This window comes from Liquorilactobacillus capillatus DSM 19910, assembly GCF_001434915.1.
Lineage (GTDB): Bacteria > Bacillota > Bacilli > Lactobacillales > Lactobacillaceae > Liquorilactobacillus > Liquorilactobacillus capillatus.
On record NZ_AZEF01000009.1, the window covers coordinates 1 to 16,638 of the forward strand.

At 38.0% G+C, this 16,638-nt stretch carries 14 protein-coding genes and 3 tRNA genes; 3 read left to right on the plus strand and 14 right to left on the minus strand.

All coding sequences use genetic code 11. The features are described from left to right. Positions 1-114 precede the first annotated feature (114 nt). Both FC81_RS02115 and FC81_RS02120 read right to left on the minus strand, forming a co-directional pair. Positions 115-1,023, minus strand: coding sequence for a DMT family transporter (locus tag FC81_RS02115; protein ID WP_420806338.1), 909 nt, complete (start codon positions 1,021-1,023; stop codon positions 115-117). A 63-nt stretch (positions 1,024-1,086) separates the two neighbouring features. Next, the gene (locus FC81_RS02120) at positions 1,087-2,034 is read right to left on the minus strand and encodes an AEC family transporter (protein WP_057742606.1); all 948 of its coding nucleotides are present in this window, start codon (positions 2,032-2,034) and stop codon (positions 1,087-1,089) included. Between the two features lie 217 nt (positions 2,035-2,251). Between FC81_RS02120 and FC81_RS02125 the strand changes: the two genes are divergently transcribed. Together FC81_RS02125 and FC81_RS02130 are read left to right on the plus strand one after the other, a co-directional pair. Continuing rightward, positions 2,252-3,430, plus strand: a complete 1,179-nt coding sequence (locus tag FC81_RS02125) for an LCP family protein (protein WP_057742608.1) — start codon at positions 2,252-2,254, stop codon at positions 3,428-3,430. A gap of 256 nt (positions 3,431-3,686) precedes the next feature. Next, the gene (locus FC81_RS02130; RefSeq protein ID WP_057742610.1) at positions 3,687-4,157 is read left to right on the plus strand and encodes an RpiB/LacA/LacB family sugar-phosphate isomerase; all 471 of its coding nucleotides are present in this window, start codon (positions 3,687-3,689) and stop codon (positions 4,155-4,157) included. A gap of 99 nt (positions 4,158-4,256) precedes the next feature. Here the strand turns inward: FC81_RS02130 and FC81_RS02135 are convergent, their stop codons facing one another. From FC81_RS02135 to FC81_RS02160, 6 genes are all read right to left on the minus strand, one after another. Beyond that, positions 4,257-5,261 carry a beta-ketoacyl-ACP synthase III gene (locus FC81_RS02135; protein ID WP_057742611.1) on the minus strand — a complete coding sequence of 335 codons (1,005 nt, stop codon included), beginning with the start codon at positions 5,259-5,261 and terminating at the stop codon, positions 4,257-4,259. A gap of 233 nt (positions 5,262-5,494) precedes the next feature. Next, a tRNA-Leu gene (locus FC81_RS02140) sits at positions 5,495-5,580 on the minus strand. 46 nt (positions 5,581-5,626) lie between these two features. After that, positions 5,627-6,076, minus strand: coding sequence for a SprT family protein (locus FC81_RS02145; protein ID WP_057742613.1), 450 nt, complete (start codon positions 6,074-6,076; stop codon positions 5,627-5,629). Further along, a complete protein-coding gene (locus tag FC81_RS02150) occupies positions 6,073-8,262 on the minus strand; it encodes a Tex family protein (RefSeq protein ID WP_057742615.1) in 2,190 nt (729 codons plus the stop codon). The genes FC81_RS02145 and FC81_RS02150 overlap by 4 nt, the downstream gene beginning before the upstream one ends. Positions 8,263-8,379: 117 nt before the next feature. Then, complete coding sequence (gene nadE / locus FC81_RS02155; RefSeq protein WP_057742617.1) at positions 8,380-9,207, minus strand: ammonia-dependent NAD(+) synthetase; 828 nt, start codon at positions 9,205-9,207, stop codon at positions 8,380-8,382. A 93-nt stretch (positions 9,208-9,300) separates the two neighbouring features. Next, the gene (locus FC81_RS02160) at positions 9,301-10,764 is read right to left on the minus strand and encodes a nicotinate phosphoribosyltransferase (protein WP_057742619.1); all 1,464 of its coding nucleotides are present in this window, start codon (positions 10,762-10,764) and stop codon (positions 9,301-9,303) included. 156 nt (positions 10,765-10,920) lie between these two features. On the opposite strand from FC81_RS02160, the gene FC81_RS02165 reads away from it, so the two are divergent. Then, on the plus strand, positions 10,921-11,658 hold the full coding sequence (locus tag FC81_RS02165; RefSeq protein ID WP_057742621.1) for a WecB/TagA/CpsF family glycosyltransferase: 738 nt from the start codon (positions 10,921-10,923) through the stop codon (positions 11,656-11,658). 130 nt (positions 11,659-11,788) lie between these two features. On the opposite strand, the gene FC81_RS02170 is transcribed toward FC81_RS02165, so the two are convergent. The 6 genes from FC81_RS02170 to FC81_RS02195 form a co-directional block, all read right to left on the minus strand. Beyond that, the gene (locus FC81_RS02170; RefSeq protein WP_057742623.1) at positions 11,789-12,487 is read right to left on the minus strand and encodes a GntR family transcriptional regulator; all 699 of its coding nucleotides are present in this window, start codon (positions 12,485-12,487) and stop codon (positions 11,789-11,791) included. 21 nt (positions 12,488-12,508) lie between these two features. Beyond that, on the minus strand, positions 12,509-13,642 hold the full coding sequence (nagA, locus tag FC81_RS02175) for an N-acetylglucosamine-6-phosphate deacetylase (protein WP_057742625.1): 1,134 nt from the start codon (positions 13,640-13,642) through the stop codon (positions 12,509-12,511). Between the two features lie 27 nt (positions 13,643-13,669). Then, positions 13,670-14,473 (minus strand): pyrroline-5-carboxylate reductase, encoded by an 804-nt coding sequence (proC, locus tag FC81_RS02180; protein ID WP_057742627.1) that lies wholly within the window; start codon positions 14,471-14,473, stop codon positions 13,670-13,672. Positions 14,474-14,617: 144 nt separating this feature from the next. After that, positions 14,618-14,689 (minus strand) — tRNA-Gln (locus tag FC81_RS02185). A 4-nt stretch (positions 14,690-14,693) separates the two neighbouring features. Then, a tRNA-Tyr gene (locus FC81_RS02190) sits at positions 14,694-14,779 on the minus strand. Positions 14,780-14,865: 86 nt separating this feature from the next. Then, a complete protein-coding gene (locus FC81_RS02195) occupies positions 14,866-16,335 on the minus strand; it encodes a peptide MFS transporter (protein ID WP_057742629.1) in 1,470 nt (489 codons plus the stop codon). Positions 16,336-16,638: the final 303 nt, after the last annotated feature.

Genomic DNA, 16,638 nt, shown 5'->3' on the forward strand with positions numbered 1-16,638 from the left:
CAAAGTAATTAGAACTTTTATAAGTGGATTCACCAACAACAGTTGACGAAGAGCCCTTTTAACTTAGTCCTATTTGAAAGATTATCCTTCTCTTAAAGAAAAACCTTTACTCTTTTAAGATTTTGATGCAGCATTAATGTTCTCTTCTTTGACTTTGTTACCGATAAAGGTCACGACAGATCCAATCAAAATAACAATTATTCCGCTAATAGTCAACAGCGATATTTTTTCACCAATCAGTAGTGCAGCTAGGATCGGTGCAAGTCCAGGTTTAATGAAGAAAACTAAGGATGCAGTTGAAACATCAGAACGTTCCATCGCTAAGAAGTAAAACGCGAAGCCGCCACCCGTAACACATACCCCAAGATAAAACAGCATCGGAAGAGAGCCTAACGTAATATTGTGAATTATTGGAAGATCTTTAAAGCTTGTCAACGCGCTACTTTTTCCTAGCCATGTTGCAACTGCGGGAATATGCGTTATCCAAGAAAGAAGCAATAATTCGACCGTCCCGGTAACAAAAGTGTAGCAAGTCATCACGATCCCGTTAAGACCGCGCTTAGTAGAACCATAACGAGAAACAATTGAATAAAAACCAAAAGTGACCGCAGATAAAAGTGCCAAAACAATTCCTACTGGCCGTGATAAATGTGCTGGATCAATAATAATTAATAAACCAATAATTGAGATAGTAACGGCTAATATGTTTGCCCTTCCAAGATGTTCATGCAATATCAAAAAGGCGAAAATCAAGGCGAAAACAGGGTTGCAGCTGAATAATACTGCCACCGTTGAAGCTTTAGTGGAGACTACGGCTAGCTGAAACAGTGACATACTGACAATTACGCATAAAAAACCTGTTATTAAAAACAATAACCAATCTTGTTTTGTTAAGACCCGTTTTTTCTGCTTAAGTGATTTGTTAGCAATGGGTAACAAAACCAGACTTCCGATAAAGAAACGAATTAAATTTAATTGAATTGGGTTAAAGGTTGCCCCTGCAACTTTTAACGCGATCTCCATTGAACTAAACATTAAGGTTGATATTAAAACATAAACTATCGTCCTTTTCACGACTGATACTCCCTATCCTATATTTTGTGTTATAACCATTAAAACTGGTACTATAACTAATGAAATCAGCGTTGTTTCAGTAACCATCACAGCGGCATAATCTGAATCAGCATCGTACAAGTTGGCAACAACAGGTGCATTAGTCATCACCGGCATGGCTGACTGTAAAATAAATACTTGCTTCATTATTAACGGCATATCGGCAGGAATAACCAGTAACGACATTAATAATGGTGCACAAATAAAACGTCCGAATAAAATTAACGCATGATCCTTCTTAAGAACCAGTTTATTTAATCCAGCATGCGAAACAGAAATCCCGATAAAAAGCATCGATAATGGAATCGTCAAACTTCCAATATAGTCTAAATCAGAATTGACAAAAGCTGGTAGTTTAACCCCTAATAAAACAAAGATAACCCCAATAATGAATCCCAGTAAGGGGGGTGAAAAAATTTTCCCCAGCGTCTTTTTTAGATCAAATTTTATCTCATGCCCACCGTCACGTTGAATCAAGTATGTTCCTAATGTCCAGAAAATGGTGGTATTTGCCATATAGTAAATAAGAACATAAGGAATACTCTCACTTCCGAATAAGGCCTGATTGATTGGTAAACCGACAAAAACGGTATTTGAATTAAAAAACATTGATGAGAATAATCCGGCATGACTATCGCGTATCTTAAAAATACGAACGAGGGCAAATGCTATCGCCATTAAGATCATCATTGAAATAACCGGGAAACGTAGATCCGGCATCATTTTTGCTAATTCACTTGCAGAAAACTTATTCATTATTGTTGAAACCATGTAACAGGGCAATGAAATCTGAGTAACTATTTTTGCGATCAACTTGGTCGAATTTTCATCAAACCATTTACGCTCTGCCAAAACATACCCAAGGACTATCATGACTAAGATGATTAAAACCCCAGAGATACTATGTTCGAAAACTTGCATAGCTTCACTTCTCTTTCTCACTATTCTTATACTAAACGTTCATAAGTATATCACAGTTTTGTAACGTAAATTGAAAGATAACTGAAAAATAAACATTTTTCACTATCCCCCAAAAAAGATCGAATACTTAATTTATCGTTAAACATCTTTTTTACTAGTCAAATTTTAGTATTAAGTAGTATAATTCAGTCATAATGTCGAATTTAAGGAGCCTTTTATGAACAAAAATGATAAAAATGCTGAGGAATTAGTTGATACCCCCTTGCGTCGGAATAGTGGTTCTTCTCACCGAAAAAAAAGTCCGCGCGGAAAACGTCGCCTAACATGCACTCTTTTATTAGGACTGATTCTTATTTTATTTTACGGTACGGCTTTTTATGCTTATAGCATGCTCGGCGATGCTAAAGATACGATCAACAAAACTTTTAAACAAACGAACTTAAAAAAAGCGCGCGATGTTTCACAGGTTTTAAAGGACAAAAAGCCTTTCTCAATTCTCTTGTTAGGAACAGATACTGGTGATTTGGGGCGCAGCGATAAAGGCCGAACAGATACAATCATACTTGCTACTGTCAATCCGCAAACAAAACAGGCGACCTTAACCAGTATCCCTAGAGATACTCAAGTTAAAATAAAAGGCAGTGAAAATTCCTACGATAAAATAAATTCGGCTTACACTATTGGTGGAACTAAAACCGCCGTTGAAACGGTTCAGAATATGCTACATGTTCCGATCGATTTTTATCTTCTTGTCAATATGGGAGGATTACGTAAAGTTGTCGATGCTCTTGGAGGGGTCACGGTTACTCCACAGTTAACTTTTAAATACAGCTATGCTGATGTTACTAAGGGAAAAGCGGTTAAACTTAATGGTCAAGAAGCCTTAGCCTATTCCCGAATGCGTTATAGCGACCCAGAGGGGGATTATGGTCGACAGAAGCGACAAAAACAAGTGATTAAGGCGCTTGTTAACAAAGCGGCTTCTACGGCCTCTATCTCTAATTACAAAAAAATATTAGCCACAATTGAAGATAATATGCAAACTGATATGACTTATAATGATATCTTAACTGTCGAAACTAATTACAAGGATGCTGGTAATTCGATTAAATCTGATGTGCTGCAAGGAAAGGACGCTATGATCGATGGTGCCTCTTACCAGGTTGTATCTGCAAAAGAAAAGCAAAAAATTTCAGATAAGATTCGCGCAGAATTAAACTTAAAACCTTCAACAAAGGAATTCTATGGACAAGTTAGTGAGTATTATTCAGGTGATAACTCATACTCGGACAACTCACAGTCTTCAACGATCAATGGCACTGACAGCACTTCAAGCTACTCTAACAATACTTATGATTCAACCTATTCGACACCTGCTTATTCAAACGGCTATTAAAAAATAAAAAAATTTTTTCTTTTCAGAGGTGCAAGAGCTTACTTAAAACACAAGTTCTTGTACCTCTTTTATAAAATAATTGTTGTTATGTTCATAGCGATGCTTGATCTTTCCTTATTTTCAGTTTAATTCTTAATTTCTATCAAGAAGCACAACCCCTAACACTATTTTACTGTATAATAGTGTTACAGATGCTCGTTGCTTTATTTTAATAACGAGTAATATCTAATCTAAAATCGTAAAGGAAGCGTTTTTCTTGAAAATAGTTTTAGCGAGTGATCATGCCGGTGTCGCATTAAAAAAAGAAATTATTACTCTCCTAGAATCAATGGGACATGAGGTTAAAGATCTTGGCCCCTCTACAACAGACCCTGTTGATTTATCCGACTTCGTTTACCCAGCTGCTTTAGAAGTTGCCAAAAATAAAGCTGATCGTGGTATTTTTATCGATGGTGTTGGTTATGGTAGCGCCATGATCGCTAATCGTGTTTATGGTATTGATGCCGTTGTTTGTCAAGATCCTTTCTGTGCCCAACTTGCACGGCAACACAATGATAGTAACGTCCTCTGCTTAGGCGGAAAAATAATTGGCTCTGCTATTGCTTTAGAAATAGTCAGAGTTTGGATGACAACTGATTTCTTAGCACAAGAAAAATATATTCGTAGAGTTAACAAAGTCAAGGCGATCACAGCTAAACACCTTAAAAAACTCGATGAGATTAATTAAAGCAATAGATTAGTTTAAAATAACCAAATAGAGGACTGAGGCACAAGTTATCTTCTGCTTCAGTCCTCTATTTATTTTTTTACCAGTCACAATTGCTATTTACTTACTACTGTCCTGCCTATGAAAACTAGCTACATCTAATAGCAAGCTCCCATATGCTAACCCTGCTCCAAAACCCGTTAGTAAAATTAATTTATGCTGTTTCTCTTGTTTTAAAACTTGATCTAATCCGATTGGTATTCCCGCCGATGAAGTATTTCCGTTTGTTTCAATATTAGTCGCAAATTTTGTCAACGGTAGCTGTAATTGCTGCGCGATATTTTCTATTAAACGCAAGTTAGCCTGATGTGGAATTATTAAATCTAAATCTACCGGGCGTAGATGTTGTTTCTTTAACAACTGCTTGATATGTTTAGGGATCACCGCCGTAACAAAATCAAAAACGGCATGACCGTTTTGATAAAAAGCATCTATCTTAGGATAATTATCAGCTGTAATCTGACTAAGTGGCGAGATTCGTCCACTATGGATCACTTCAGAATCAGCTTTTGTTTTTAAAGCTTCTGCCATAAACATCTCATCAGCCGGATTTTCACTACCTTCAAGTAATACTCCACCGGCACCATCACCAAAGAAGACCGCTGACGTCCGGTCTTTAAAATCCATCATTTTCGAATTAGTTTCAGCTGCGATCACTAAAGCACGTTTGTAATTACCATTCCGAATAAATTTTTCAGCAGTACTTAAAGCAAAAACAAATCCAGCACAGGCCGCGCTAATATCAAATGAAAAAGCCTTATCTGCTCCAATTTTTTGCTGCACCCTAGCTGCAGTGGAAGGGGTCAATGAATCCGGTGTAATCGTTGCTACTACAATCAGATCAAGCTCAGTCGCTGATAAACGAGCTGCGGTTAATAATTTCTTGGCAACTTTAACACACATATCTGAAGTATTCTCATTAAGTGCAAAATGACGTGTTTTAATCCCAGTATGCCGTTGAATCCATTCGTCTGAAGTTTCCATAAGTTGACTTAATTCATCATTAGTAACGATGCGCTGGGGGACATAATGTGCACTTTCAGTTATCTTAACTGCCTTTTCCAATAATCAATCCACCTCTTATTTCACATAAAAAATTGATCTCTGCTTAAAACGATCTCTAGTTTATCTAATTTACTAACTATCAGTAACACAGTCAACGAGCTTGAATAATACGACTATTACCAAATGAAATAATAAATTGAAGGAGCTGTAACAAAACATATGTTTTGTTACAGCCCCATACGACAAAGGGATGGGACAAAACGTATGTTTTGTCCCACCCCCTTATTCATTAATGCGGGTAAATGGATTCGAACCATCACGGGCTATAAGGCCCACCAGATCCTTAGTCTGACGCGTCTGCCAATTCCGCCATACCCGCAACAACAGAATTCATTATAACAAAATATAAGGTGGCAGGCAATAGTTTATTTAACTTTTCTAATTAAAACTAATTTTCCCCGACATTTAGAACATACATAGCGATTTGTATTAATTCTTCGTGACCGAAAATATTCTTGACCACAGTTTGAGCAACGATAACGTAGCTTTTCTGTTTCTCTCGGTGCTGGCGGTGTATAACGCAGTCCACCTACTTTTTGCAACAATTGTTTAAAAGCTTGGTCACGGTGGTGATATCCTTGTCCAGTTAGATGTAAATGGTAATGACATAACTCGTGCTTAATAATACCAATGATAGTACTACGATCATGTTCCATAATCATCTTAGGGTTAATTTCAATATTATGATTAACTAACAAGTAACGCCCGCCAGTAGTTCTCAAACGTTTATTAAAAAGAGCGTGGTGCTTGAAGGCACAGCCAAATTTTTCCTGTGAAACCTGACAAACTAATCGTTGCAGTTGCTCATCATTCATTGAGCAGCACCTTCATCAGGAGCAAGCATTGTTAATTGGATTCGCTGACGTGCCAAGTCAACGGATTCGATCCAAACAGTAACGATATCACCTACTGCAACAACTTCATGCGGTCGCTGAATAAATTTATTAGTTAGTTTTGAAATATGAACTAATCCATCTTGCTTAACACCAATATCCATAAACGCTCCAAAATCAACCACATTACGAACCGTTCCTTGTAGCTTCATCCCTACATTTAAATCTTCCACTTTCAAAACATCCTGCCGTAATAGAGGTACAGGCAACTCTTCACGTATATCTCTTCCCGGCTTTTGCAAACTCCTCAAAATATCAGCAACTGTTGCTTGACCAGCCTGCATCTTATCAGCTAGTATCGTACTATCCTGTTTAGAAAGTGTTTTGATACTTGCTTCACTCCCAATATCTTTAAGTTGCATTCCGAGATAGCCTAATATTTTTTTAGTTAATGGATAACTTTCAGGATGAATATCGGTATTATCGAGGACGTTATTTCCACCAATGATATGTAAAAAACCTGCTGCTTGTATATAGGCTTTTGGTCCTAAACGTTCAACCTTCTTCAAATCAGCTCTACTTGTAAAAACACCATTTTCATTACGATATTTAACAATATTAGCTGCCGTGACCGCGTTTAGCCCTGCAATATGCCGCAGTAACTCAACACTTGCTGTGTTTAAATCAACTCCAACTTGATTAACGGCTGTTTCAATAACAGCTGCTAGTCGTTCTTTTAATTTAACTTGCGGTAAATCGTGCTGGTACTGTCCCACTCCAATGGCTTGTGGATCAATCTTGATCAATTCCGCTAATGGATCCTGTAACCGCCGTGCAATGCTGATGGCTGAACGCTCCTCAACATTAAACTCAGGAAACTCAGAACGCGCAATCTTACTTGCAGAATACACAGAAGCCCCTGCCTCGCTCACAATCACATAATAAATAGGCTGTGTAATTCTTTTAATCACTTGTGCGACAAACTGTTCAGACTCACGGCTAGCCGTCCCATTACCAATTGCAATCATTTCTACTTGATATTTTCTTAGTAAGTTTTCAAATTCAGAAGTAGCTTTCTGATACTGTTCTTCTGAAACACTTGTGCCCTTTTGTCGTGCATGCGGATAGATTACAGCCTTAGCAATGAATTTTCCAGTCGGATCGACTACTGCTAACTTGCAGCCTGTCCTGTAAGCAGGATCAAAACCCAGCGTTACCTTTCCCTTAAGTGGGGCCTGCATTAAGAGATGGTATAAATTATCTCCAAAAACCTCAATAGCGTGTTCATGAGCCTTTTTAGTTAAATCATTACGGACCTCACGTTCAAGTGAAGGCTTCAATAACCTTTTAAAGCCGTCGGTATACGCCTCTATTATTAGTTTAACTGCTGGTCCTTTATGTTGAAGGATAAGTTGTGAATGTAAATAACGTAAGCTGTAATCCTCATCACTTTGTATTTTAATATTCAAAATGCCTAGCTTTTCGCCACGGTCAAGGGCCAAAGTTCGATAAGTCGGTAATTTAGTTAGCGTTTCTTCAAATTGATAATAATCTCGAAAAACACCATTTTCATCCTTAGCCTGATCTTTAACTGTAGCTACTAGTGTTCCTGTACGCAAAATTACCTTACGTATGTATGCTCTAAAAATAGCCTTTTCACTGATTACTTCCGCAATAATATCTTGGGCCCCAGCGATAACGTCTTCAACCTGTAAAATATTATGTACCGGTGTGATAAATGCAGCCGCCTTTTTCTCAATATCACTCTGAGGAAAGTGTAACAGCCAGTCCGCAAATCCTGCTAACCCAGCTTCCTTCGCTACAGTTGCACGTGTCTTGCGCTTTTTCTTGAAAGGAAGATATAAGTCTTCAACAGTCTGAAGAACGGTTGCACCACTAATTTGCTTCTGCAAGGCTTTTGTCAGCTTGCCTTGCTCGGAAATAGTTGTAATGACCTTTTGCTTATAAATATCTAGTTTTTCAGCTGTCTGATAATCGGCCCATACTTTGCGGAGAACAACCTCATCCATACTGGCCGTCCGTTCTTTACGATAACGAGCAATAAAAGGAACAGTATTCCCATCATGTAGAAGTTCCAAGGCAGCATGCACATATTTATAAGAAATCTTTAGCTTTTGTGCAACAGCTTTTTCAATTTCTGTCTTCATTATATATTTATCTCCTCTTCCTGAACACCATAGAAAATCTACTAAAAATACCCGCTCATTATAACATAGCAGTGAGTGGGTACAGATTAAATAATATTATAAAAAATGTAATGGTCCTTACTTCCAGAAATTATCAAAAACAGTGATCGGCAAGTGCCGCTTATGTTCAGTCCGCATATACCAAGCTTCAATCTTAGTTGCAGCTGCCTCAGAAATCTCATGTCCTTCAAGATAATTATCAATATCATCATAGGTTACGCCTAAAGCTGCTTCATCTGGCAAAGCCGGCCGATCATCTTCTAAATCAGCAGTTGGTACCTTTTGATAAAGGTGTTTAGGAGCTCCAAGAACTTCCAGCAGAGCACGCCCCTGACGCTTATCCAAACGCCAGATAGGTGTAATATCAGCCCCACCATCTCCATACTTAGTATAGAACCCTGTTACAGCTTCAGCCGCATGATCAGTTCCAACTACTGTCCCCTGTGCTGCGCTAGCGATACTGTATTGAGCTATCATTCTTTGACGTGCTTTGATATTCCCTTTGTTGAAGTCACTGACTTTAACCTGATTATTCTCAACACTGGCAACAGTTGCGTCTGTTGCAGCTTTAATATTAATCCTAACAGTTTGATCTGCCTGCATAAATGCAATTGCATCCATTGCATCTTGTTCATCTTCTTGGTTACCATATGGCAGACGAACTGCAATAAACTGATATGCTATATCCTTGGTTTCAGTTCTTAATTCACTGATGGCAAGTTGACAAAGCTTCCCTGTCAGTGTCGAATCTTGTCCTCCTGAGATCCCGAGGACAAGTGTCTTTAGAAATGAATTCTTTTTTAAGTAATCTTTCAAAAAATCAACACTGCGTCTAATTTCTTGTTGCGGATCAATCGTTGGACTCACTTTTAAACTTTCGATAATCTTCTGTTGTAGCTGGCGCATCTTATCCACTCCTCGTAGTATTAATATAGCCTTGTAGGGCTTAAACTCTTAATCAAGCAGTTAAATGTAACATTATCTACCATCAAGTTTATTTTACCCTTTTTTATTAATACCTTCACGAATTTCTTTAATAATTTGCATTTTATTATCATAGCACTCTTGGGATAAATCTACTGGATAATCCTGTGGGTTCAAATCACGTCTATATTCTTCCCATAAATTATCCAAACAATCATGTGCGTACTGTTTGATTTTTACCAAAGACGGTGTCTGATAGACTAATCGGCCTTGTTGAAAAATTTCTTGTAGTAATGGCCGGGCATCAAAGTCAGTTACGTTCTTATTTATATAGACATATTGCGGATGGAACATATATAGCGACTCTTCTGTTCGGGGATCTTCATTCCATAAAGCTATATAATCCCCTTCCGATTTTCCATCTTCTTTTTTGGTGATACGCCAAACTTGTTTCTTGCCTGGAGTTGAAACCTTCTCTGCATTACTGGAAAGCTTAATTGTATCTTCTAATTCACCTGTAGCATTTTCAATTGCCACCATTTTGTAGACTGCCCCTAATGCTGGCTGGTCAAAAGCCGTAATGAGCTTTGTCCCGACACCCCAGACATCAATTTTAGCTCCCTGCATCTTTAAGTTTGTAATTGTTTTCTCATCAAGATCATTAGAAGCATAAATTTTGGCATCTGGGAAGCCAGCTTCATCTAATTGTTCACGCACTCTTTTTGAAATGTATGCCATATCACCTGAATCGATTCTTACACCTAAGAAGTTTATCTTCGCACCAAATTCACGTGCAATCTTAATAGCATTTGGGACTCCACTGCGTAATGTATCATATGTATCAACTAGAAAAACACAATCTTTATGTGTCTGTGCATAAGCTTTAAAAGCTCGATAATCACTGCGGTAAGCCTGAACCAGTGCATGAGCATGTGTCCCACTTGTAGGAATTCCAAAAATCTTACTTGCACGGACATTGCTTGTTGCGTCGAAGCCACCTATATAAGCCGCTCTTGTTCCCCAAATAGCTGCATCAAATTCTTGTGCACGTCTAGTTCCAAATTCCATAATCGCATCATTATGTACGACCGACCTAATCCGCGCAGCTTTTGTTGCAATCAGCGTTTGATAATTAATAATATTTAAAATAGCTGTTTCGACTAATTGACAATCTGCCAATGGCCCTTCAACTTGTAAGAGCGGCTCGTTATTGAAAACAACCTCACCTTCGATAGCTGAACGAATAGTCGCTGTAAATTTAAAATTACGCAAATAAGTAAGAAATTCTTGTGAAAAATTGCCTGTATCTTTTAAATACGCTAAATCAGACTCAGAAAAACGTAGTTTTGAAATGTATTCGATCACTCGTTCAAGTCCAGCAAAAATGGCATAACCATTTTTAAACGGGAGTTTTCTAAAATAAACCTCAAAAACTGCTTTTTTCTGATCAATGCCCTGCAGCCAATATGTTTGAATCATATTAAGCTGATACTCGTCTGTATGCAGTGCATAACTATCGTCTGGGTAATTCGTTAACATTTTTCTTCTCCTTCTCAGCAGTCAGCTGAGTTCCATATTAAGCATAAAATAACATTATGCCTCTTTTTTACACTATTTCATCATTCTATCACTTTTTTATAATATCGTCATTTTTTCTGGTATACTAAATGTAATTTAAAGGTAGGTTAAAAAATTATGTCATACCCACAAGTTGATATTCTAGGTGTCAAGTTTACCAAAATAACCAATCATGAATTATTAGAGCAATTAAAAAAGGATAGTTTATTGCATAAAAATCGTTTTGTTGTAACAGCAAATCCAGAAATTGTTTTATTTGCCCGTCAAAATCCAAAGTATACTTCTATTTTGAATACCGCAGACTATACAACTGCCGATGGAATTGGGATTATTAAAGGAGCCCGCATTCTCAACCGCCCTTTACCTGAACGGGTCACAGGTTATGATACACTCCTAGCCTTATTAAGTTTTGCTAATGAGCAGCAAAAACGTGTCTATTTTTTAGGTGCTCAACCTACTGTGATTACTAAAATGATCGCTAAAATTAAACGGAAGTATCCTAAATTGATAATCGCTGGCTATCATGACGGCTATTTTAGGGATGAGGAAGCTGTCGCGCATGATATTAGACAAGCAGCCCCTGATTTTGTTTTTGTAGCGCTAGGATTCCCTAAGCAGGAATTCTTTATTGATACTTATCGGCATAGTTCACAAGCGATTTGGATGGGAGTTGGCGGTAGTTTTGACGTTCTGGCAGGTGTAACACGCCGTGCTCCTCTATTTTGGCAAAAGCACCACTTAGAATGGTTTTATCGCCTTTTACAGGAACCGAGTCGCCTCGGGAGAATGCTCGCTTTACCCCACTATCTACTATTGATTTTTCAAACAAAATTTTTAAATAATAAAAAATCCTAAACGTAAGAAGCTGAGCCAACGCAACTTTGGGCTCAGCTTCTTTATTTTACCGTTAGACATCTTAAGAGCTCTTAACAATCATTCTCTTCTGACAACTCTAAAACAACGTAAACATTTTTAATCTGCTAACTTATTTTTCCAAATAGAATTCGAAACGGCTACCGACATATTGTGTTCTGACATATTCGAATGGCTGCTTATTGGATAGTTCTGTTATCTGACGTAGCCGTAAAATTGCATCCCCACGTTTGATTTCAAGGTAATCCGCAATTCTTTCTGAAGCGAGCATTGCTGAGACAGTTTGTTCAGCGTGCCCAATTGCATACCCGCTCTCTTCTAGGACCCGATAAAGTGAGCTCGTTACCTGTTTCTTACTGTATTCCTTCACTAATTCCTGCGGGACGGTTGCAACCTCAAAACAAATTGGTGTATCATCAGCATACCGTATTCGTTCCATCCTTAAAACTAAATCTTTTTCATCTAATTCAAGTTTTTCACGTTCACTTAACGAAGGTGTAGCAACATGATATGATATTGTTTTGCTTGAAGGAACTTTTCCTTGAGCTTTAGTCAGTTCTGTAAAGCTAGTTACCCCTGACATTTTCTCTTGAACTTTCTGACGCGCGACATAGGTTCCTGCGCCAATTCGCCGTTCCAAAATTCCTTCATCAGCAAGTGTCTGAATTGCCTGCCGTAAAGTCATTCGGCTAACCCCAAATTTAACCGCCAATTCACGTTCAGAAGGTATCTGATCACCAATCTCCCATTTACCGGCTTCGATCGAACGTTTAATATCATTATGAATTTGAATATATATAGGTGAGGCCACTTCTTTTCCTCCATCTCTCAATTAATCTTGGTAATATTTACCCAAACTATACGTTGCGCACAAAGAAATCTTATCATCAAAAAGGTTAAGATCAGCATCTTTCCCAACCGCTAAACTTCCCTTATTTGTCAGTTTAAATTCACGTGCTTGATTGACTGAAGACATTAGAACAGCTTCTTCAATGCCACAGCCTGTAAACTGCATGATATTTCTAAAAGCATCTTGATACTTCAAAACGGACCCCGCTAAATTGCCACTTGTCAACCGGGCCTGTTTATCTTTAACAATAACTTTCTGTCCGCCTAACTCAGAAACTCCTTCTGGCATCCCTTTGGCACGCATCGAGTCTGTTACCAATTCAATTTTTGTCGGTCCCTTTATTTCATACGCTAATCGAATCATATCTGGTACGACATGAAAACCATCTGCGATTATCTCACAGTAAATATTATCTTCCAACAGCGCATGCCCTGTTACACCAGGTTGGCGATGCTTAAATTCACGTTGCGCGTTATATAGATGTGTTACATGACTTACTTTTGAGTTCAGTAATTCTGCCCGTTTAGCGTTACTGTGCCCCATAGATGGTACTATACCATTTGCAAGACAATAATCTTCGAATGCGGCAGTCATTTTATGCTCCGGTGCGTAAGTTACTAACTTAATCAAATGACCAGATAATTCATTCCATTCATCAAACAATTTAACATCTGGAGCCTGAATATATTTTTCTGGTTGCGCACCTTTAAAAACAGGGGAAATAAACGGTCCTTCCAAGTGGATTCCTTGAATAACTGGGTTTTTAGCTGCCGCTTTTCTTATCCCTTTCATCGCTTTAGCGATTTCAGCGTGTGCTTGAGTCATAGTTGTTGCAAAATAGCTTGTGATCCCCTCATGAACCATTTCGTTTACCATTTTATCAATCTGTTCAGGATCCCCATCCATCGCATCGAAACCGTACCCACCATGACTATGAACATCGATAAAACCGGGAACGATTATCTTTCCTTGAACATCAGTAACTTGGTCTTGCGCAGCTGGAAGATATTCGCTCACTGGTCCGACAGCTTCTATCTTTTCACCAAAACGGATATATCCATCAGTAATTTTCCCATTTCCAGTATAAATTGTTCCATGTTTTAAAACTGTTTTCATTTTTCCAACCTCTAATCAATAAGAATATTATTTCTTCTGATCCTTTGCAATTGTTGCATCTACAGCCTTAACAATTGATGTCATAAAGCCTGCTTCTTCCATAGCAAGTAATCCTGCGACTGTTGTCCCACCTGGTGAGGAAACAGCGTCCACTAACTCCCATGGCGTTTTTGAAGCAACAAGTATCTTCTTAGCACTTCCCATCACTGCTTGTGCGGCTATCTCTGTTGCTTGTTTCTTAGTCAAACCATATTTAACCCCTGCCCGAGCCAATGAATCGATAAAGAAATACACAAATGCAGGTGAACTTCCACCTAATGCTACAAAAGTACTAAAATCTTTTTCTGCTAAAGGTGTTGTTTTGCCTAAAGTATTAAGCAGGTCCTCACAAAAATGATAATGCTCATCTGTAAGTGTTGGATTTCCGGCTAAAGCTGTTATTCCTTCATTAATTTCAACATTAACGTTTGGCATTATTCTCAGTAGCTCTACCTTCCCATTCCCTAAAACTTCTTGGATCTCTGCGAGCGAGACACCACTAACCATCGATACAAGAACGCTCTTCTTTGTTTGAACATCTTGCTTTATTTCTGCCAGTACACTTCCCAAGACCAAGGGTTTAACCGCAAGAAAAACAATCTCCGCTTGTTCAACAACTTCCTTGTTACTTTCAACTGGTACAAGCCCTTTTTCCTCCGCATATGGACCGTAACTCTGACGATGCGCACTATGAATCAAAATATCTGCAGCCGCAACTTTTCCTGTTGCTAGCCAGCCATTAATAATTGCTCGTGCCATATTACCGGCACCAATAAAACCAATTTTTACCATAACGTCCTCCAATACTGAATCAGCTTAAAATGATATATACCAATATAATGAATGTAATCGTTATTTCAATAAAAGTCAATATATAACAATTAATCATAAAACTATAAAAAAAACGCCACTCTTAGTGGCGTTCAATAATATGAATTGGGCTAGCTGGATTCGAACCAGCGCATCACGGGATCAAAACCCGATGCCTTACCGCTTGGCTATAGCCCAATTATGGTGGAAGGGAGTGGATTCGAACCACCGAACCCGAAGGAGCGGATTTACAGTCCGCCGCGTTTAGCCAGACTTCGCTACCCTTCCATAAAAACAAGTCTTAAATACCTGACTCAATAATAATACATGATTAAGTAAGGATATGCAAGACTTTTTTGATCATAATTTAGTTTTTAACGAACTCCGCTCATTAATTTCTTAATTTGAGGAACCATCAATAAGAGTACAACCCCAAAAACAATCGTAATAACCCCTACTAAACCATAATAGACGACTTCTGTTCCTTTCGTGTAGAAACGGACAAGTTGTGAATTGAAGGCCTGAGCAACAGCATCACTTAAAAACCACATACTCATCATTTGTGACTGAAAAGCCTTAGGTGCTAGCTTCGTAGTCGCCGACAAACCAATTGGTGAAATAAGCATCTCACCGACAATTACTAAAGCCCAGCTGGTAATAAGCCATAATGGACTGACTCTTGCATTAGTACCAGACAAAAGACCTGGTAGCATCATCCATAGGAATGAAATTCCTGCAAAAAATAAACCATAAGCAAATTTAGCTGGTGATGACGGCTGTCTATCACCTAACTTTGTCCATAATAATGCAAAAAGCGGTACATAGATCATAATAAATAATGGATTCATACTCTGAAAGATACTAGCTGGATAATGTAACCAACCAATATTAAGTCTTGTCTGTTCTTCAGCAAAGAACGCTAGCACGACTGAACCTTGCTCTTCAATTGACCAAAATAAAATACTAGCAATAAACAATGGTATATAAGCCCAAACTCGTGATCGCTCTTGTTTACTAATTTTCGAGCTTGATAATATCAAGACAAAATAATAAATCGGAATCATTACGGCTAAGATCGTTATTACTAAAATAATATTATCAAGGTTTAAAAGATTAAAGAGTCCCATAATTGTAAATATTAAGGCTAAGAAAATTCCAAAAACTGCTACTTTTTGTAATAAACCTTTAAGTTCGTCTGGATCAATGGGGTCGCTTGGATACAAGCTGTCCTTAGATAAATATTTCTTTCCGTCTATGTAATATTGCAGTAAACCGAAAAACATCCCAAAGGCCGCTAAAGAAAAACCTAGATGAAAATTAACTTTCTGTCCTAAATAACCAACAAGGATAGGTGAAATAAAGGCACCCATATTAATACCAAAAACAAAGATTGTAAATCCCGTATCACGCCGTGGGTCTGTTTCTCTGTATAATTCTCCAACCATTTCAGAAACATTCGGCTTCAATAACCCTGTTCCAATAATTATTAATCCAATTGATATAAATAATGCTGTTTTTCCAAAAGGCGTCGACAGTGCTATATGTCCTAACATTATTAAGACACCACCAACAAAAACGGTCCGTCGGCTACCCCAAATCCGGTCGCTGATAAAGCCACCTAGCGCACTAGATAAGTAGACTAAAGCCCCATAGATTGACATGATAGATGCTGCTGTTGGTTTATCAAAGCCCAACCCACCCCGTGTCACTGAGTAGTACATATAATAGAGTAAGATAGCTCGCATACCATAGTAACTGAATCTTTCCCACATTTCAGTAAAAAAGAGTGTCGATAAACCACGCGGATGGCCTAGAAAAGCAACATCCATTTCTTTTTTATTCATTAATAACTCCTCCAAATTTAATTCCATATTCAGGTGCCTATAATGTTTTTTTGCAAATGCACAATAAAATAATTATAGGAGTCTCTTTCGATTACGTCAATAGATTTAACAATAGGTTAGCTAAGATATCAGCCATTCAAAGAAAACGCATTCATAAATTATAAAAAAATATGTCAGCTTAAGCTGACAATCAATACGGATTACACCGTGATCTAAGATTTAAAGATTTGCTAAACCTAGGTATCATTATGCCGGCTGCAGGCGTTCTTAGAAGAATATAGACTAATATGATAATTAACAAAT